The following is an 18,227-nucleotide window of genomic DNA, read 5'->3' as shown; positions in this document are numbered from 1 at the left end:
GCTTCAGGCGGACAACAGGCGTTCGCACAGCCGCCGGGCGCGCTCGAAGTCGAGGCCCATCACCGCGTCGTGCAGTTCGGCCAGCGGCGCGCCGACGGCGGCGCCAAAACGCTGCTGCAACCCGTCCACCGCGTCCGTGGCCGCCATGTCGGAACGTTCCAGCATCTGGACCAGGTCCCGCAGGCCCGCCGACCAGGTGGCCGTGTCGGCGGGGTGGTCGCCAGCCGTGTCCACGGGCGTGGTGGCCGGCGGCGCCAGGGCCGCAGCCAGTGCCTGGCCTGGCGTGTGTTGCGCCAGCAGGCGTTCGCAGAGGGTCGGCACGGGTGAGGCGGCGCCGGGCGCCGGTGCCGACGCGGCCCAGCTTTCGGCCTGGGCGGCATCGTGGGCCAGGCCATCCAGCCCCAGCGTGCTGGCCAGGCCCTTGAGCGTGTGCAGCTGGCGCCGCAGCGAGGGCCAGTCGGCGGCGGCAAGGGCCGAGCTCAGCGCGGCGGCGGTGCCCTCGGCATCGTCCAGGAAACCCAGCAGCAGGCGCTGGTACACGTCCTGGCGCCCGCCCAGCCGCGCCAGTGCCGGCGCCAGCGACACACCGGCGGCCAGCGCTGCAAGGGCGGCGGGCGAGCTGTCGCCGCCCGGGTCGGGCACGGGCATGGCGGGCGGGGTGGGCAGGGCGCCCAGCCCGGTGACGTGGCGCAGCACGTCCACCAGCTGGTTGAGTTCGAAGGGCTTGCCCACGTGTTCGTTCATGCCGGCGGCCAGGCAGGCCTCGCGGTCGGCAGGCATGGCGTTGGCGGTCATGGCCACGATGGGCAGCGCGGTTTCGTCCAGTTCGACGCGGATCTGGCGTGTGGCGGCGATGCCGTCCATGACCGGCATCTGCAGGTCCATCAGCACGGCGTCCCAGTGCCGTTCGGTCTGGGCCACGGCGCGTACCGCTTCCTCGCCGTTGTCCACCACGGTCACCTGCGCGCCCTCGCTTTCCAGCAGCTCGCGCGCCACCTGCTGGTTGATGCGGTTGTCCTCGGCCAGCAGCAGCCGCAGGCCGCTCAGCCGCGGCACGCCCGTGCCTGCCGGGCGCGGCGTGACGGTGTTCATGCGCGTGCCGCGCGCGGTGTGCAAGGCCTCGCGCAGCGTGGTCGGTGTCACCGGTTTGGTGAGGAAGCCGTCCAGCAGGGCCAGGTCGGTGTCGTCGCGCAGGTGCAGCAGTTCCCGGCCGTGGGCGGTCAGCATGATCAGGCGCGGACCGTCGTGTGGCATCCACGCGCGCAGCTGCTGGCACACCGCCCAGCCGTCCATGTCGGGCATCTGCCAGTCCACGAACACCGCCTCGTAGCGCACCGTCTGCCCTTGCAGCCGTGCCAGGGCCGCCGCGCCGCTGTCTGCGGTGTCGACCGTCCAGCCCAGCGCCTGCAGCATGTGCGCCACCAGGCGGCAGGCCACCGGGTTGTCGTCCACCACCAGCAGCTGCCCGCGCGAGGCGCCGCGGTGCGGGGCGTGCAGCGTGTGGGGCGGTGTGTCCGGCAGGCCCAGGCGCAGGCGGAAATGGAAGTGGCTGCCCACCCCCACCTCGCTGTCCAGCCGCAGGGTGCCGCCCATCAGGGCCACCAGCCGCTGGCTGATGGCCAGGCCCAGACCAGTGCCCCCGAAGCGGCGGGTGGTGTCGGCCTCGGCCTGGGTGAAGCCGCTGAAGATCTTGGCCTGGTTGTCGGGCGCGATGCCGATGCCGGTGTCGCGCACCGCGAAGTCCACCGTGGCGCCGTGGTCGCCGCGCTCGACCAGCGCGAGCGACACCACCACCTCGCCCCGGTCGGTGAACTTGACGGCGTTGCCCCCGAGGTTGACCAGCACCTGCTGCAGCCGCAGCGCGTCGCCCACCAGCACCGTGGGCAGGGCCGGGTCGATGTCGTAGAGCACCTCGACCGGCTTGCCGGCGGCGTTCATCGACAGGATCAGTCCTAGGTCGCGCAGCAGCGACTCGGTCTCGAAGGGGTGCGGGTCCAGCGCCATCCGGCCGGCCTCGACCTTGGAGAAGTCCAGGATGTCGTTGAGCAGGCCCAGCAGCGAGCGCGCGGCGCCCTCGGCCTTGCCGGTGTAGTCGGCCTGCCGGCTGCTCAGGCTGGTTTTCTGCAGCAGCGCCAGCATGCCCAGGATGGCGTTCATGGGAGTGCGGATCTCGTGGCTCATGTTGGCCAGGAACTGGCTCTTGGAGCGCGAGGCGGCCTCGGCCGCTTCGGTGGCGCGCACGAGGTCGGTGATGTCGATGCGAAAGCCCACCGTGTGTCCGTCGGCCATGCGGCGTTCCACCACCCGCACCACGCGGCCGTCGTCGAGCCGCTGCACCAGCGAGGTGTTGGCCGCGCGGTGCTGCGCCATGCGTTCGGCCAGCCAGTCCTCGACCCGTCCGATGGCCGCCGGATACTGGCCGCGCGCGGCGCCCAGGCGCAGCAGTTCCTCGAAGCGGACGCCCGGCACGATCAGGTCGGCCGTGGTGGCGTAGATGTCACGGTATTTTTCGTTGCAGAAGACCAGCCGGTCGTCGGGGTCGAACAGCACGAAGGCCTCGTTGACGGTATCGATGGCGCCCCGCAGCAGCGCCTCCTTCTGCGCGATGGCCTGCTCGGCGCGTTTGCGCTCGCTGATGTCGATGTAGGTGGTGACGAAGCCCCCGCCGGGCATGGGAGCACCCTGGATCTCCAGCGGTACGCCGGCCGGGCGCACCCGCTCAAAGCGGTGCGGCCGGACCACGCCACGCGCGCGTTCGACGATTTCAGCCACGATCACCTCCACGTCGCCGCTGCCGTATTCGCCGCGCTCCGCGTTGTAGCGGATGAAGTCCTCGAAACGGGGTGGCTGGCGCTCGAACAGGTGGTCGGGGAAGTCGAGCAGGCGCCGGTACTCGGTGTTGGAGGCGACCAGTTCCAGCCCGTTGTTGAACACGCTCATGCCGCAGGGCAAGGCATCCAGGATGCTGCGCATCAGGGCGTTCTGGCTGCGCATCTCCTGCTCCAGCTGGCGGCGTTCGGTGACGTCGTGGTTCAGGCCGATGGTGCGCAGTGGCTGGCCATCGGCATCGCGCAGCACCTGCGCGGCGCCGCGCAGGTGGCGCACCGTGCCGTTGTCCCAGACGATGCGGAACTCGGTGTCGAAGGGGCGGCCGCCGGCGAGTGCCTCGGCCAGCAGGTTCTCGGTGTGGGCGCGGTCGTCCGGGTGCAGCATGCGCCGCCACACGGCCCGTGGCGTTGGCAAGGGCAGGGCCTGCGGATCGATGCCGAACAGGCGGTACATCTGCGAGTCCCAGATGCGCTGGCCGGTGGGCATGTCGATCTCCCACACCCCCAGCCCGGCGCTGTTGGCCGCCAGGGTCATGCGTTCGCTGGAGTCGCGCAGCGCGTGTTCGGCCAGCTTGTGGGCGGTGATGTCTGACTCGATGGCCATGAAGCCGGTGAGTGTTCCACCGGCGTCGCGCAGGGGCTGTATTTCCACCTGCAGCCAGTACTCGCGCCCGTCCTTGCGGCGGTTCAGCAGCTCGCCCTGGAAGGGCTGGGCCGTCTCCAGCGCCCGGCGCATCCGCGCGACCACCGCCATGTCGGTGTTGGGCGACTGCAGCAGTTCGCGTGGCGACTGCCCGATGGCTTCTTCGGCCCGGTAGCCGGTGATGCGCTCGAAGCCTTCGTTGACCCAGGTGATGCGGCGTTGCACATCGGTGATGACCACCGCGTTCGAGGTGCGCTGTGCCACCTTGGCCAGGCGGTCCAGGTCCTGTGTCATGCGGCTGGCCAAGGTCTCGGCGCGCTCGCGTCCCCGCACCGTGATCGACACCAGGTAGGTCAGCAGGGCGGTCATCAGCAAGCCGGCGATCAGGGTGGCAGGCGCGGCCAGGCCGCCGGCCGTGGCATCGAAAGCGGCGGTGCTGCTGGCCTGCAGCAGGTAGGGCTGGCCCAGCAGGTCGAAGCGGCGCGTCAGCTGGAAGGCCCGGCCACCCAGTTGCAAGGGCGGCTGGGCGTACAGGTGCCCGTCGCTGTCGAACACCAGGTTCTCCAGTGCATCGGCGCGGGTGCCGGCGAACAGCTCGAAGTCGACCAGGCCATCGGCCAGCGCGGCCACGTTGCCCAGCAGCTCGGCCGCGACGACGGGCGAATAGAACACACCGTCGAGTGCCGCTTCGCGCTGCGCGGGCGTGCCCGGAGGATGGCCCGGGGCGTGGCGGTAGACCGGGTCGAACATCAGGAAGCCCGGACCCTTGTGGGGGTCTTGCGTCAGCGCCACGGGGGGCGTCATGGTGGGGCGGCCGGTGCGGATGGCGCGTTCGATGGCGTCGCGCCGCTGGGGCTCGCTGCCGATGTCCACGCCGCGCGCGGCCACGTTGTCCAGCAGTGGCTCGACGTAGCGGACGACATAGCGCTGCGCGTGGTCGGCGGCCTGCAACTGGCGGATCTTGAAGCCCGGTCCGTCCTCGGCGTTCACGCGCGCTTCGTGGTCGGCCGTGGCCGCGCTGGGCACGCGCTCGATCAGGCCCAGGCCACGCACGCCTGGAAGGGTCTCGCGCAGGTTGAGCGCGTCGATGAAGGCGCGGAACTCGGCCAGGTCGACACGCGCGCTGCCAGCGTGCAGGCCCACCGCCCCGCGCAGGCTGTAGAGCGGCAGGTCGAAGCGGCGCCGGACCTCGTTTTCGATGCGTTCGGCGTGGCGCTCGAAGCGCTCCTGCGCCTGTTGCTGGGTGTGGTTGCGCACGGTGCCGCTGACCAGCAGGCTGACCAGCACGCCACCCAGCGCCACCAGCAGGGACAACCAGGCGTTGCGAAAGTGGCGTTGGCGGGGCTCGGGGCGGGTCTCGCTCATGGTGTGTCCTGTTCGGCCGGTCTCGGCCCGTGCTGGGCGGGTCGGGGCGGGGAATGTGCTTGGCGGATTATGGGACGGGCCTGGGGTACCCTTGGGCACGGCCCCCGTGCGGCGGGGCCATGGAGTGGCAAGCTGTGGATGACAGACCAAACGGGTTCGCGCGCGGGTCACGGGCCATCGGTGCCGTGGTGTTGGCGGCCGGCGCCGCCTCGCGCATGGGACACCGGCCCAAGTGCCTGCTGGAGCTGGACGGGGAGCCCCTGGTCCGGCGCCAGTGCCGGGCCCTGCTCGACGCCGGGTTGCACGAGGTGGTGGTGGTGCTGGGCTACTACGCCGACCGCATCGCGCGGGCGCTTGAAGGTCTCCCCGTGGCGCGGGTGCGCAACCCGCAGCCCGACGCCGGCCAGGCGGCCTCGCTGCGCCTGGGCCTGCGGGCGCTGGTATCGGAGGGGGTGCTGGTGGCGCTCGCGGACCAGCCGTTGATCACCCCCCAGGACATCCACGACCTGCTGGCCGCCTACCGCGATCGTCCCACCGGCACGCAACTGGTGCAGCCGTACACGGCGGGCCGGCCCGGCAACCCGGTGGTGTTCAGCGCCGAGGTGCGCCGGCAGATGCTGGCCCACGGTGCCGCCCAGGGCGGGCGCCAGTGGCAGGCGGCCCACCCCGAAGCGGTGCACCGCTGGCCCACCGCCAACCCCCACTACGCCACCGATGTCGACAGTCCGGCGGACATCGAGGCGCTGGCGCTGGCCGGTGGCCCACGGCTGCGCTGGCCGGCCGACCTGGTCGATGGTGTTTGCAATTGAATTTCCCAAAAAATCTGAATATCAATCTGTTGATGATCGCTTTTTCCGATGGGTGTCTGTCTCTACAGTCTGGTTTCGCCCTGGCCTGGGATGGCCAGCGGCGCTTCTGAAAGGACCCCGGACCATGCGACTCACCACCAAGAGCACCTTTGCCACCACCGTTTTGCTGGACCTGGCCCAACACGCCGGGCAGGGCCCGGTGTCGCTGCAATCCGTGGCGCTGCGGCACGGGGTGTCCCAGTCCTACCTGGAAGGCCTTTTCGCCAGCCTCAAGCAGGCCGGCCTGGTCCTCAGCGTGCGCGGCCCCGGCGGCGGCTATGTGCTGGGGCAGGCGCCGGGGGGCATCTCGCTGGCGGACATCAGCCGAGCGGTCGAACCCCACATCGAGGACGACGACCGCCCTGAGGACGATCCGGCCAGCGCGTTGACCGCCCAGCTCTACGAGACCTACAGCCGGCAGCTGCTGGCCTACCTGGAGGGAATCCGCCTGCGCGACGCGGTGGCGGGCCTCAAGACGGTTTGAGGTGACACAGCCCACCTTCGCCAGCCACTGGTCCGGCCCGTGTTGGGGGCCTGGCGCCAAAACCGTTCAGAATGTCCAACCAGATGGAACACTTCCTCCTGGTTGCGGTGGCAACGCTGGTCCCCCTGGTCCTGTACCTCTGGTTCAGGCGCGCCCCGCGTGGCCCAACGGATGTGCCCGCGGCGCCGCTGCCGGTGCCGGAATCGACGCCCGTGCCCGCCGCTGTTGCCGACGTCCCGGCCGCCGCGGACGACACCGCGACTTGTCCGCCCGCCTTGTTGGACTTCCCTTGGCGGCGGGCCGCCGACCTGGAGGACGGGCAGCGGCAGGCCTTGCTGCAGCGCTACCGGCAAGTGCCGCGCCCGCCACGCCTGCTCAGCCAGCTGTTGTCACGCGATTTCGTCAATGAGGCGAGCGCACGCGAGCTGGCCGACCTGATCGCCGCCGAACCGCTGCTGGCGGCCCGCGTGCTCAAGGCCGTCAATTCGCCCCTGTACGGCCTGCCCAGACCGGTCGGCAGCATTGCCCAGGCGGTGAGCCTGCTGGGACTCACCGCGGTGCGCATTGTCTGCCTGCGCTACATCTTCATCGCGTCGTTCAAGACCGATGACCCCTTGCGCCAGCTCGCCCTGCAACAGACCTGGACCGCCAGTGCGCTGGCGAGCGAGCTGACGCAGCGCCTGGCCGCATCGCTGGGCATGGACCCGCATGGCCAGCTGGCCGGCGCGGTGGTGTTGTCCTTCCTCGGCCGTCTGGCCACCGTGGCCACCATGCCCCTGGACCAGCTTGCCGCCTTGCCGCCGCCGGGACGGCTGGCGCGGGTGGCGGCCGAGCAGCAAGTCCTGGGCCTGGGCGCGTCCGAGATCGGCCGCCTCCTGATGGGCGACTGGGGCCTGCCGGCGGCGGTGGTCGACGAGGCCGCGGACATCGATGCCGCGATGCTTGTACCCCTGGACGGGGTGGCGGCCGAGCGTCTGGCCCGCCTGTCCCTGGGGTGCCTGTGCGCACGCCTGGGCGAGCGGCTGGCCACCGGCGAGCTGCAAGACCTTGCCCGCTGGGAGCTGTTGGCCGATCCTTCGCCCGAGTTCTTTCGCCTGCGCGCCGGGCTGGGGCCGGGCCGTATGGCCACCCTGGCCGAACGTTTGCGGGAGCCGGCGCTGGCCCAGGCCCTGGGGCGCATCGCCGCGGGGCCGGGCTGAAGGCGGATCAATCCGGGAACAGCAGCGCCTTGGGCGTGTCCCACATGATCTGCTGGCACTCCGACGGCGTGAACAGCGAGGCGAACCAGCCCAGCATGGGGCCGTAGTCCAGGCGGTAGGGTGCCTTGAGGTAGGGCCAGTCCGAGGCCCAGATGCAGCGCCCCAGGCCGAAGGCGCCGGCCAGCGCATGGGCGTAGGGCGCCACGTCGTCAAACGGAAAGGGCCGGCCGGAGAACTTGATCGGCCCCGACAGCTTGACCACGGCCTGCCCCGTGCGGCCCAGCGCCAGCAGGGCTTGGAAGCCCGGCTGGGCGAGGCCACGCGCCACGTCGGGCCGGCCGCAGTGGTCCACCATCACCCGCACCTGGCTGCGTTCGATCATGGGCAGGAAGAAGGGCAGCTGGTCGTTCTGCACCTGGAACTGCGCCCACAGGCCCAGCTGCCGCAGGCGAAGCAGCAGCGGCTCGATGTCGGCGTAGTGCGCCTCGCCGTGCAGAGCGGCGTTGAAGGCCACCCCCACGATGCCTTGCGCCTGCAGCTGTTGCAGCCGTTCGAGACCACAGTCGTTGGGCAGGACCGCCACGCCCTTGAAGCGGCCGCCGCCCTGCGCGATGGCGTCGAGCAGGCAGCGGTTGTCCAGCCCGTAGCCCGAGTTGGGGCCGACCAGCAGGGCATGTCGCACGCCGTGGCAGTCCATCACCGCGCTGAAGCAGCGGGCGTCGCCCACCTCCTGGCCCTGCGGGTGGTAGCCCACGTCCGGCGCATAAGGAAAACGCTGCGGGTCCAGCACATGGCAATGCCCGTCGATCTTGGGAAGGCGCAGGATATCCATGGGCCGCTCAGAAGGTGGCCAGCACCAGGCGGCGCAGTTCCGGGGTGATCTCGGGCATCACGCCGAACCAGGCCTTGAAGGCCGAGCGCGCCTGGTTGAGCAGCATGCCCAGGCCGTTGACGGTGACGTGGCCGCGCTCGCGTGCCTGGGCCAGCAGCGGGGTTTCCAGCGGGATGTAGATGGCGTCGGACACCAGCGCGTCCGGGGGCAGGGCGTCGAGTCGCAAGTCCAGCGCGGGCTGTCCGTACATGCCCTGGTTGGTGGTGTTGACGAGCAGGGCGGCGCCGCGCAGGGCTTCGTGGCGTTGCGACCAGTCGTGCACCGACACGATCGCCCCCAGGCCTGCCGCCAGGGCCTCGGCCTTGTCGCGGCTGCGGTTGATCAGACGCACCTCGCCCGCGCCCTCGTCGACCAGGCTCAGCACCACGGCACGCGCCGCGCCGCCGGCACCCAGCACCACGGTCGGGCCACGGTCGGCGCGCCAGTGGGGCTGGGCATCGCGCAGGCTCTGGATGTAGCCGTAGCCGTCGTTGTTGAAGCCTTGCAGCGAGCCATCGGGTTGCGCCACGATGCAGTTGATCGCCCCCACGCGCCGGGCCAGGGGATCGACACGGTCCATGAAGGCCATGGCCGCCACCTTGTGGGGCAGGGTCACGTTGCAGCCAGCGATGCCCAGGGCCGAAAGGCCACGCAGCGCGGCCTCCAGCTTGTCCGGGTCGACCGGGAACAGACCATAGGCGCCCGGGATGCCGCGCTGGGCGAGCCAGTGGTTGTGGATGACGGGTGAACGCGACTGGGACACAGGCATGCCCATGACACCGGCGAGCTTGAAGAACTTCTGAGACATGTGAGTCGGGCTTATTTCTTGTTGGCGGGCGGCAGGATGTCGGTGACCACCTGTTTGCCATCCACCACCTTGGTCATGTGGTTTTCGCGGTCGAGGTCGCCGTTGTTGTCGTAGCTCACGTCGAGCAGCAGGCCGGGCTGGGCCTGAGCCGACAGCGACAGGTTCTTCATCGCGGCGGCAAAGGCCTTGGGGTCGAACTTGCCGATTTTCTCCGTCACTGCCTTGACGGTGTACGGCCGATGTAGCCCTTGAGGCCGTTGTGGTCGGTCCGGCCCTTGTACTCGCGCTGGCAGGCCTCGTCGAAACGCCTCACGCTGGCCTGCGGCGCATCGGCCGTCAGGCCCACGTGGGCCACCGCGCCGTTGGCGGCCTCGCCGGCGAGCTCGATCACCGTCTGGCTGGTCAGCACCGTCTCGCCGATGACCGGCTTGGTGTCGCCCTGCTTGCGGAGTTCACGCAGCAGGCGGGCCGATTCTTCTTCGTTGGAGTAGACGAACAGCGCGTCGCTGTTGGATTGCTTCACCGTGATCGCCGCGCTGCTGAAGTCCAGCTGGCCAGGCTCGGTCGACACGTCGGCGCCGACCTTGACGCCGCGCGCCTCCAGCGCCTTCGTGATGAGGTCGCGCCCGCCCTGGCCGAAGTCGTTGTTCACATCGGTCACGTCCACCGTCTTTGCCTTCACGCCGTCCTTGATGTAGCCCGCGATCTTGGGCATGGCGGTGGACTGCGTGAACGAGGTGCGGAAGATGCAGGGGGTGCCCTGCAGGGCGATGGTGGCCACTTCGCCGCCGGTGAAGTGGGGTATCTCGGCGCGGCGCGTGGCGGCCATGCTGACCAGGATGGAGCCGGAGAACACCGGCCCCATCACCACATGGGCGCCGTCGTCCACCGCCTTTTAGGCCAGGCCCTTGGCCACGCCCGGGCTGGACTGGGTGTCGCTGGAGCTGTAGTCGATGCGGCGCCCCAGGATGCCACCCGCCGTGTTGACCTCTTTCACGGCGAGCTTGATGCCGTTGTCGAAGTTGGTGCCCGAGGTGGCGCCGGTGCCCGTCAGCTCCACAAGGTCGACGGTCTTCACGCTTTGTCCTTGAGTCTGAGCCTGCGCCAGCACGGACGCGCAGAGCAGCGCCGTGACGAATGATGGTTTCCAGAATGCCATGTGTGTCTCCAGGTGGTTCTTGAAATCGAAGGCGGCCATTCTGCGTGGGATGGCCCGGCGTGCGGAGATCGCAAAAGGCCGGGCGCGAAAACACCGGGTTATTGCAAATGCCAGAACCATAAGAGACAATATATTTGCTTAAATGCGTTGATGTTGTTCGTCCGTTCTGGCGCGCCGCTCGTCGATAACGGGCCTGTTTTATGGGGAAAACCCTGACATGAAGGCTGTTGGCAAGGTTGACAGGTCATTTTTTGCTTTCTAGAATAGGACAACACATTGACGTAAATGTGTTCCAAACAACCCGCTGGACGTCTGTTGTCAGCCTTCAAAGGAGCAAGCAATGCGCAATCTCGATGGAAAAAATGTGATCGTGACCGGCGGTGGTGGTGGCATTGGCGGGGCGACCTGCCGCCGCTTCGCGGAGGCGGGTGCCCGCGTCGCCGTGTTTGACATGAACCTGGAGGCCGCGCAGAAGGTGACCGATGGCATCCGGGCCGCGGGCGGCGTGGCCCAGGCCTTCCAGTGCAACATCACCGAGCGCGCCGAAGTGGACGCGGCCGTGGCGGCGGCCGAAGCCGCGCTGGGCCCGGTGGACGTGCTGGTCAACAACGCCGGCTGGGACGTGTTCAAACCCTTCACCAAGACGGTGTCGGCCGAGTGGGACAAGCTGATCGCGATCAACCTCACCGGCGCGCTGCACATGCACCACGCGGTGCTGCCGGGCATGGCGGCGCGCAAATCGGGCCGCATCGTCAACATCGCGTCCGACGCGGCGCGGGTGGGGTCCTCGGGCGAGGCCGTCTACGCCGCCTGCAAGGGCGGCCTGGTGGCCTTCTCCAAGACCATCGCCCGCGAACACGCGCGCCACAACATCACGGTCAACGTGGTCTGCCCCGGTCCCACCGACACGGCCCTGTTCGCCGACTACAAGCAAGGCGCCGGCAACCCCGACAAGCTGATGGAAGCCTTCACCCGCTCCATTCCACTGGGCCGCATCGGCCAGCCCGACGACCTGCCCGGCGCCATCCTGTTCTTCGCCAGCGACGACGCCGGCTTCATCACCGGCCAGGTGCTCAGTGTCTCCGGCGGTCTGACCATGAACGGCTGAGCGCCTCTCTCAACACACCGAAGGAAACACCATGAACTACGAAGACATCCTGTACGAAGTGCGCAACGGCGTGGCCTGGATCACCATCAACCGCCCCGAGAAGATGAACGCGTTTCGCGGCACGACCTGCGACGAGATCATCAAGGCGATGAACCGCGCGGGCTACGACCGCAGCGTGGGCGCCATCGTGCTGGCAGGCGCGGGCGAGAAGGCCTTTTGCACAGGCGGTGACCAGTCGGCCCACGACGGCAACTACGACGGCCGCGGCACCATCGGCCTGCCGATGGAGGAACTGCACGACGCCATCCGCAACGTGCCCAAGCCGGTCATCGCCCGTGTGCAGGGTTTCGCCATCGGCGGCGGCAACGTCTTGTGCACCATCTGCGACCTGACCATCGCCTCCGAGAAGGCCATCTTCGGCCAGGTCGGCCCCAAGATGGGCTCGGTCGACCCAGGCTACGGCACCGCCTTCCTGGCGCGTGTGGTGGGCGAGAAGAAGGCGCGCGAGATCTGGTACCTGAACAAGCGCTACTCCGGCCAGGAGGCCGTGGCCATGGGCCTGGCGAACATCTGCGTGCCGCACGAGCAGCTGGACGCCACCGTGCAGGAGTGGGCCGAGACCATCTGCGAGCGCAGCCCGACCGCCATCGCCATCGCCAAGCGCAGCTTCAACGCCGACACCGCGCACCAGGCCGGCATCGCGGGCATGGGCATGTACGCGCTCAAGCTGTACTACGACACCGAGGAGTCGCGCGAAGGCGTGGCCGCGCTGACGGAAAAACGCAAGCCCGATTTCCGCAAGTACGCCAAATAACCAAGCCACAGAGCGGCAGGAGACCACCCATGAGCGCAGCGCAGAACCGCTTCAAGCAAGCGAAAGCCCCCTTGGGGGGCAGTGAGTACACACCAGTGACGAACGTGGGGGCGCCATGACACCGAACCCCTACATCGACGACGACCTGCAGGCGCTGGCCGACACCGCGCGGCGTTTTGCCGAGGAGCGTGTCAAGCCCGGCTTCCTGGAACGCGACAAGACCCGTGTGTTCGACCGCGCGCTGCTGCGGGAGATGGGTGAACTCGGCTTCATCTGTCCCGAGCTGCCCGAGGCCTTCGGTGGCCTCGGCATGGGCTGCCTGGCGGCGGGCGTGATCCACGAGGAGATTGCCCGCGCCGACCTCAGCTTCTCCTACCTGAACCTGCTGGCCTCGCTCAACAGCCAGATCCTGTCGCGGTACGGCCGGCCCGAGGTGGTGGGCCCCTGGCTCCAGAAGCTGGTGCGCGGCGAGGCCATCTGCGCCATCGCGCTGACCGAGCCGCGTGGCGGCTCGGACGCGGCCAACCTGCGCCTGCGCGTCGAGCGCGACGGAGATTTCTACGTCATCAACGGCGAGAAGACCTCCATCTCCGCCGCCGACCAGGCCGACATCACGGTGGTGTTCGGGCGCACCGGCACGCCGGAGTCGGGCGCCCATGGCGTGACCGCGCTGCTGGTGCCCATGGACACGCCCGGCCTCACCACCAACCGCTTCGACTGCCACGGCCAGCGCGCCATCGGCCGGGGCTCCATCTTTTTCGAGAACGTGCGCGTGCCGGTGAGCCACCGCCTGGGCGACGAGAACAAGGGCTTCGTGCAGGTGATGCACGGCTTCGATTTCTCGCGCTCGCTGATCGGCCTGCAGTGCCTGGCCGTGGCGCGTGTGGCGCTGGACGAGACTTGGGGCTACATCACCCAGCGCCAGGCCTTTGGCCAGCCGCTGTCGGCCTTCCAGGGCGTGACCCACCCGCTGGCCGCGTTCGACACCGAGGTCGAAGGCGCGCGCCTGCTCTGCCTGCAAGGCTTGTGGCTCAAGGACAAGGGCCTGCCCCATTCCGCCGAGGCCGGCATGGCCAAGTGGTGGGGCCCCAAGCTGGCCTACGACGTGATCCACCAGTGCCTGCTGTGCTTTGGCCACGGCGGCTACGACCGCGGCCCCATGGAGCAGCGCCTGCGCGACGTGCTGGGCTTCCAGATCGGCGACGGCACGGCCCAGATCATGAAAACCATCATCGCCCGCACCCGCGCCGGCCGGCAGAACGTGCCGGCCTGAGCACGCGCCGCCCACAAGAACACATCCCGAGACAAGACCATGGAATTCGATCCCATCCTCCTGGCCCCGCGCCGCGCGCAGAGCGTGGCCCAGGGCTTCTGGCCCGACCGCACCATCAACGATGAACTCGACGCCTGTGTCGCTGCCTGCCCGGACAAGCTGGCCGTCACCGCCGTGCTGGCCGAGAGCGGCGCCACCACCCGCTTCACCTACCGCGAGCTGGCCGCCATGGCCGACCGCGTGGCCGTGGGTCTGGCCAAGCTGGGCGTGGGCAGGAACGACATCGTGGCCTGCCAGCTGCCCAACTGGTGGCAGTTCACCGTGGTCTACCTGGCGTGTTCGCGCATCGGCGCGGTCATGAATCCGCTGATGCACATCTTCCGTGAGCGCGAGCTGTCCTTCATGCTCAAGCACGGCGAGGCCAAGGTCCTGATCGTGCCCAAGTTGTTCCGGGGGTTCGACTTCGAGCAGATGGCCACCGCGCTGCGGTCCAGCCTGCCGGACCTGCAACACATCGTCGTGGTGGGCGGCAACGGCGCCAACAGCTTCGAGGCCTTGCTCAGTGGCCCCGCCTGGGAAAACGACGTGGAAGCGCGCGACATCCTCGCGCGCCACCGCCCCGGCCCGGACGACGTCACCCAGATCATCTACACCTCGGGCACCACCGGAGAGCCCAAGGGCGTGATGCACACCGCCAACACGGTGATGGCCAACATCCTGCCCTACGCGCGGCGCCTACAGCTGGACGCTGAGGACGTGGTGCTGATGGCCTCGCCCATGGCCCACCAGACCGGCTTCATGTACGGCCTGATGATGCCCATCATCCTGAAGGCGAGCGCCGTGATGCTGGACGTGTGGGAGCCGCTCAAGGCCATCGCCCTGGTCCGTGCCGAGCAATGCACCTTCACCATGGCCTCCACGCCTTTCCTGACCGACCTGGCCAAACACGTGGCCGAATCGGGCCAGGCCGTGCCCACGCTGGCCACCTTCCTGTGCGCCGGTGCGCCCATTCCCGGTCCCCTGGTGGAGCAGGCCCGCGCCGTGCTGGGCACCAAGATCGTCTCGGCCTGGGGCATGACGGAAAACGGCGCCGTCACCCTGATCGAACTCGACGATCCCGACGAACGCGCCTTCACCACCGACGGCCACCCGCTGCCCGGGGTGGAGCTCAAGGTGGTGGACTTCGACGGCGTCAGCCTGCAGCCCGGCGAGGCCGGTCGGCTGTTGGTCCGATCGGTGTCCAACTTCGGCGGCTACCTCAAGCGCCCGCAGTGGAACGGCACCGACGCCGACGGTTGGTTCGACACCGGCGACCTCGCGCGCCTGGACGCGCAGGGCTATGTGCGCATCACCGGCCGCAGCAAGGACGTGATCATCCGCGGCGGCGAGAACATCCCGGTGGTCGAGATCGAAGCCCTGCTGTACCGGCATCCGGCCATCGCCATGGCGGCCGTCGTGGCCTACCCCGACGAGCGCCTGGGCGAACGCGCCTGTGCCGTGGTCGTGCCCAAGCCGGGCCAGTCCATCGACCTGGCGTCCATCGTGGCCTTCATGAAGGACCAGCACGTCGCCCTGCAGTACATCCCCGAACGCCTCATCGTGCGCGACGCCATGCCGTCCACGCCGTCCGGAAAGATCCAGAAATTCAAGCTGCGCGAGATGCTGCGCGACGAAGCGGCCTGAGCCCTTTTTCTCACGTTCCCTTCCGATCACCACAACCACCAGAGACAAGACCATGTTCACCTCCTCGCCTTCGACCCTGCGCCGCCGCCTCGTGTGTGGCGCTGCCGCCACCCTGTGTTCCCTGGCCGCCATCGGCGGCGCGCAGGCACAGTCCTGGCCCGCCAAACCCATCAAGATCGTGGTGGGCTTTGCCCCCGGCGGCACCACCGACGTGATGGCGCGCGTCATGGCGCAATCGCTCGGCGAGGCGCTGGGCCAGCCCGTCGTGGTGGACAACAAGCCCGGCGCCAGCGGCAACGTGGCGGCCAGCGAAGTGATCCGCGCCGCCGCTGACGGCTACACCTTCCTGGTCGCGCCGACATCCTTCGAAACCGCCAACCCCTTCCTCTTCAAGCAGACCATCGCGCCCGCCAAGGACCTGACCCCGGTGGTGGGCGTGGGTCGCAGCCAGATGTACCTGCTGGTCAAGCCCGAGTCCACCGCCAAGGATGCCAAGGACTTCGTGGCCTATGCGCGTGCCCATCCCGGCAAGCTGTCCTACAGTTCGGCCGGTGCCGGCACGCCGCCCCACCTGGCCGGCGAGCTGTTCAAGAAGGTCACCGGCGTGTTCGCCACGCACATCCCCTACCGGGGGGCGGCGCCCGCGCTGCAGGACGTGCTGGCCAACCAGGCCGACTACGTGTTCGACCCGGGCATCGGTTTCCCCCATGTGCGTTCGGGCAAGGTGCGCATGCTGGCCGTCGCCGGCGCCAAACGCTCGTCCTTTTTCCCCGAGGTGCCCACGCTGGCCGAACTGGGCTTCAAGGGCGCCGAGCTGGACATCTGGTTTGGCATGTGGGCGCCCAACGGCACGCCGGCCGATGTGACGGCCCGCATGGGCCGAGAGATCGCAAAAGCGCTGGCCAACCCCAACACCAAAACCCGCTACGAGGCGCTGGGCGCCGAGCCCGTTGGCCTGGACAACGCCGAGTTCAAGACGTTGCTGACCCAGGAAGCGCAGACCCTGTCGGCCCTCATCAAAGAAGCCAAGATCAACATCGACTAGGCACTGGCCCCCACGCTCCGCCGCTGCGCGGGTCGCTGCACCACAAGGGCGCGCGGGCTTTCTTGGGGCGGCCCGGTGAAGGCGCCGTCCACGTAACTCACCACACCACCATGACTGAACAACCGGTTCTCGTCGAAACGAGGGGCCGGGTGGGCGTGATCACGCTCCACCGGCCGAAGCAGCTCAACGCGCTCAACGATGCGCTGATGGATCAGCTGGGCGCGGCCCTGCTGGCCCTGGATGCCGACACCGGCATCGGCGCCATCGTCATCACCGGCAGCGCCAAGGCCTTTGCCGCCGGTGCCGACATCGAGGCCATGGCCGACTGGTCCTTCATGGACGTGTGCCAGAGCGGCTTCATCACCCGCAACTGGGAAACCATACGCCAGGTGCGCAAGCCGGTGCTGGCCGCCGTGGCCGGCTACGCCATGGGCGGCGGCTGCGAGCTGGCCCTGGCCTGCGACATCATCGTGGCCGCCGCATCGGCGAAGTTCGCCCTGCCCGAAATCAAGCTCGCCATGCTGCCCGGCGCGGGCGGCACACAGCGCCTGCCGCGCGCCATCGGCAAGGCCAAGGCCATGGACATGTGCCTCTCGGCCCGGATGCTGGACGCGCAAGAGGCCGACCGTTATGGCCTGGTGTCGCGTGTGGTGCCCGACACCGAGCTGCTCAGCCAGACCCTGGCCCTGGCCGACCAGATCGCCGCCTTCTCGCTGCCCGCGTTGTGGGCCATCAAGGCAGCGGTCAATCGCGCCTGGGAAAGCCCGCTCAGCGAAGGCATCCTGTTCGAGCGCCACGCGCTCTACGAGCGTTTTGCCAGCGCCGACGCCCACGAAGGCATGCACGCCTTCCTGGCCAAGCGTCCACCCGACTTTCAACACCGCTGACCACCGGAGCGCAACCCCATGGCCCTCGACGCCGAATCCTTTGATATCCTGCTGCCCACCATCGAGCGCTTCGTGCGCGAACGCCTGGTGCCGGCCGAGAACCACCTCGAGGAACACGACGAGGTGCCCGCCGACATCATCGAAGACATGAAGGAAATGGGCTTGTTCGGCCTGACCGTGCCCGAAGAGTTCGGCGGCATCGGCCTGTCGGTGAGCCAGGAGGTGCTGGTGAACTACGAGCTGGGGCGCACGGCGGCGGCCTTCCGTTCGGTGTTCGGCACCAACATCGGCATCGGCTCACAGGGCATCCTGATGGACGGCACGCCCGAGCAAAAAGCCGAGTACCTGCCCAAGGTGGCCAGTGGCGAGCTGATCATGTCGTTCGCGTTGACCGAGCCCGATGCCGGCACCGACGCGGCCTCGCTCAAGACCCGTGCCGACCTGGACGGCGACCACTACGTGCTCAACGGCACCAAACGTTTCATCACCAACGCACCACGCGCTGGCGCCTTCACGCTGATGGCGCGCACCGGCGGGCCGGGCGCGGGCGGCGTCTCGTCCTTCATCGTGCCGGCCAACAGCCCGGGCCTGAAGCTGGGCAAGAACGACAAGAAGATGGGCCAGCGCGGCACCAAGACCTGCGACGTGATCCTGGAGAACGTGCGTGTGCCGGCGGCCAACATCATCGGTGGGGTGCCGGGCCAGGGCTTCAAGACCGCCATGAAGGTGTTGGACCGCGGCCGCCTCAACATCTCGGCCGTGTCCTGCGGGCTGGCCTCGCGCATCATCGACGAGTCGCGCCGTTATGCGCGCGAGCGCAAGCAGTTCGGCAAGGCCATCGGCGAGTTCCAGCTGATCCAGGCCATGCTGGCCGACAGCCAGGCCGAGCTGCTGGCCGGCTGGTCGCTGGTGAAGGACGTGGCACAGCGTTTCGATGGCAAGCCGCCCCACGTGTCCGACCCGGACATTTCCATGCGCGTGTCCTGCGCCAAGCTGTTCGCCACCGAGATGGTGGGCCGCGTGGCCGACCGCGGTGTTCAAATACACGGTGGCGCCGGCTATATCAACGAGTACCCGGTGGAGCGCTTCTACCGCGACGCCCGCCTGCTGCGCCTGTACGAAGGCACGACGCAGGTCCAGCAACTCATCATCGGGCGCGAACTGCTGCGCCAGGACTGACCCTTTTCAGGAGACCGTTTTATGAAGATCCTT

14 protein-coding genes and 1 pseudogene are annotated in these 18,227 nt (G+C 68.8%); 10 read left to right on the top strand and 5 right to left on the bottom strand.

Annotation, left to right across the window (positions count from 1 at the left end; genetic code table 11):
• Nucleotides 1-3: 3 nt before the first annotated feature.
• Nucleotides 4-4,836, bottom strand: a complete 4,833-nt coding sequence (locus tag AAHB17_RS11335; RefSeq protein ID WP_342130684.1) for a PAS-domain containing protein — start codon at nucleotides 4,834-4,836, stop codon at nucleotides 4-6.
• Nucleotides 4,837-4,970: 134 nt separating this feature from the next.
• On the opposite strand from AAHB17_RS11335, the gene AAHB17_RS11330 reads away from it, so the two are divergent.
• The 3 genes from AAHB17_RS11330 to AAHB17_RS11320 all read left to right on the top strand — a co-directional run bounded on the left by AAHB17_RS11330 (nucleotide 4,971) and on the right by AAHB17_RS11320 (nucleotide 7,367).
• The gene (locus AAHB17_RS11330) at nucleotides 4,971-5,645 is read left to right on the top strand and encodes a nucleotidyltransferase family protein (protein WP_342130683.1); all 675 of its coding nucleotides are present in this window, start codon (nucleotides 4,971-4,973) and stop codon (nucleotides 5,643-5,645) included.
• 124 nt (nucleotides 5,646-5,769) lie between these two features.
• Complete coding sequence (locus tag AAHB17_RS11325; protein WP_342130682.1) at nucleotides 5,770-6,168, top strand: Rrf2 family transcriptional regulator; 399 nt, start codon at nucleotides 5,770-5,772, stop codon at nucleotides 6,166-6,168.
• Nucleotides 6,169-6,275: 107 nt separating this feature from the next.
• Nucleotides 6,276-7,367, top strand: coding sequence for an HDOD domain-containing protein (locus tag AAHB17_RS11320; RefSeq protein WP_342130681.1), 1,092 nt, complete (start codon nucleotides 6,276-6,278; stop codon nucleotides 7,365-7,367).
• A gap of 7 nt (nucleotides 7,368-7,374) precedes the next feature.
• Here the strand turns inward: AAHB17_RS11320 and AAHB17_RS11315 are convergent, their stop codons facing one another.
• The 4 genes and pseudogenes from AAHB17_RS11315 to AAHB17_RS11300 form a co-directional block, all read right to left on the bottom strand.
• Nucleotides 7,375-8,199: an amidohydrolase family protein gene (locus tag AAHB17_RS11315; protein ID WP_342130680.1), complete on the bottom strand. Its 825-nt coding sequence runs from the start codon at nucleotides 8,197-8,199 to the stop codon at nucleotides 7,375-7,377.
• 7 nt (nucleotides 8,200-8,206) lie between these two features.
• On the bottom strand, nucleotides 8,207-9,046 hold the full coding sequence (locus tag AAHB17_RS11310; protein WP_342130679.1) for a shikimate dehydrogenase: 840 nt from the start codon (nucleotides 9,044-9,046) through the stop codon (nucleotides 8,207-8,209).
• Between the two features lie 11 nt (nucleotides 9,047-9,057).
• Nucleotides 9,058-9,264, bottom strand: coding sequence for a hypothetical protein (locus AAHB17_RS11305; protein WP_342130678.1), 207 nt, complete (start codon nucleotides 9,262-9,264; stop codon nucleotides 9,058-9,060).
• A pseudogene (locus tag AAHB17_RS11300) lies at nucleotides 9,261-10,205 on the bottom strand (ABC transporter substrate-binding protein). The gene AAHB17_RS11305 and the pseudogene AAHB17_RS11300 overlap by 4 nt, the downstream one beginning before the upstream one ends.
• A gap of 340 nt (nucleotides 10,206-10,545) precedes the next feature.
• Between AAHB17_RS11300 and badH the strand changes: the two are divergent.
• The 7 genes from badH to AAHB17_RS11265 all read left to right on the top strand — a co-directional run bounded on the left by badH (nucleotide 10,546) and on the right by AAHB17_RS11265 (nucleotide 18,194).
• Nucleotides 10,546-11,313, top strand: a complete 768-nt coding sequence (badH, locus tag AAHB17_RS11295; protein WP_342130677.1) for a 2-hydroxycyclohexanecarboxyl-CoA dehydrogenase — start codon at nucleotides 10,546-10,548, stop codon at nucleotides 11,311-11,313.
• 31 nt (nucleotides 11,314-11,344) lie between these two features.
• Nucleotides 11,345-12,127 carry a 2-ketocyclohexanecarboxyl-CoA hydrolase gene (badI, locus tag AAHB17_RS11290; protein WP_342130676.1) on the top strand — a complete coding sequence of 261 codons (783 nt, stop codon included), beginning with the start codon at nucleotides 11,345-11,347 and terminating at the stop codon, nucleotides 12,125-12,127.
• Nucleotides 12,128-12,242: 115 nt separating this feature from the next.
• Complete coding sequence (gene aliB / locus AAHB17_RS11285; RefSeq protein WP_342130675.1) at nucleotides 12,243-13,400, top strand: cyclohexanecarboxyl-CoA dehydrogenase; 1,158 nt, start codon at nucleotides 12,243-12,245, stop codon at nucleotides 13,398-13,400.
• Between the two features lie 39 nt (nucleotides 13,401-13,439).
• The gene (gene aliA / locus AAHB17_RS11280; RefSeq protein WP_342130674.1) at nucleotides 13,440-15,083 is read left to right on the top strand and encodes a cyclohexanecarboxylate-CoA ligase; all 1,644 of its coding nucleotides are present in this window, start codon (nucleotides 13,440-13,442) and stop codon (nucleotides 15,081-15,083) included.
• Between the two features lie 52 nt (nucleotides 15,084-15,135).
• Nucleotides 15,136-16,128, top strand: a complete 993-nt coding sequence (locus AAHB17_RS11275) for a Bug family tripartite tricarboxylate transporter substrate binding protein (protein ID WP_342130673.1) — start codon at nucleotides 15,136-15,138, stop codon at nucleotides 16,126-16,128.
• Between the two features lie 110 nt (nucleotides 16,129-16,238).
• A complete protein-coding gene (locus AAHB17_RS11270; RefSeq protein WP_342130672.1) occupies nucleotides 16,239-17,015 on the top strand; it encodes an enoyl-CoA hydratase-related protein in 777 nt (258 codons plus the stop codon).
• 18 nt (nucleotides 17,016-17,033) lie between these two features.
• Entirely contained in the window at nucleotides 17,034-18,194 is a 1,161-nt protein-coding gene (locus AAHB17_RS11265) for an acyl-CoA dehydrogenase family protein (RefSeq protein ID WP_342130671.1), read from the top strand.
• Nucleotides 18,195-18,227: the final 33 nt, after the last annotated feature.

It is taken from the genome of Hydrogenophaga sp. OTU3427 (genome assembly GCF_038440225.1).
Lineage (GTDB): Bacteria > Pseudomonadota > Gammaproteobacteria > Burkholderiales > Burkholderiaceae_C > Hydrogenophaga.
Note: the sequence above shows the minus strand (reverse complement) of the source record. Positions and strands in the feature narration are given on the sequence as shown.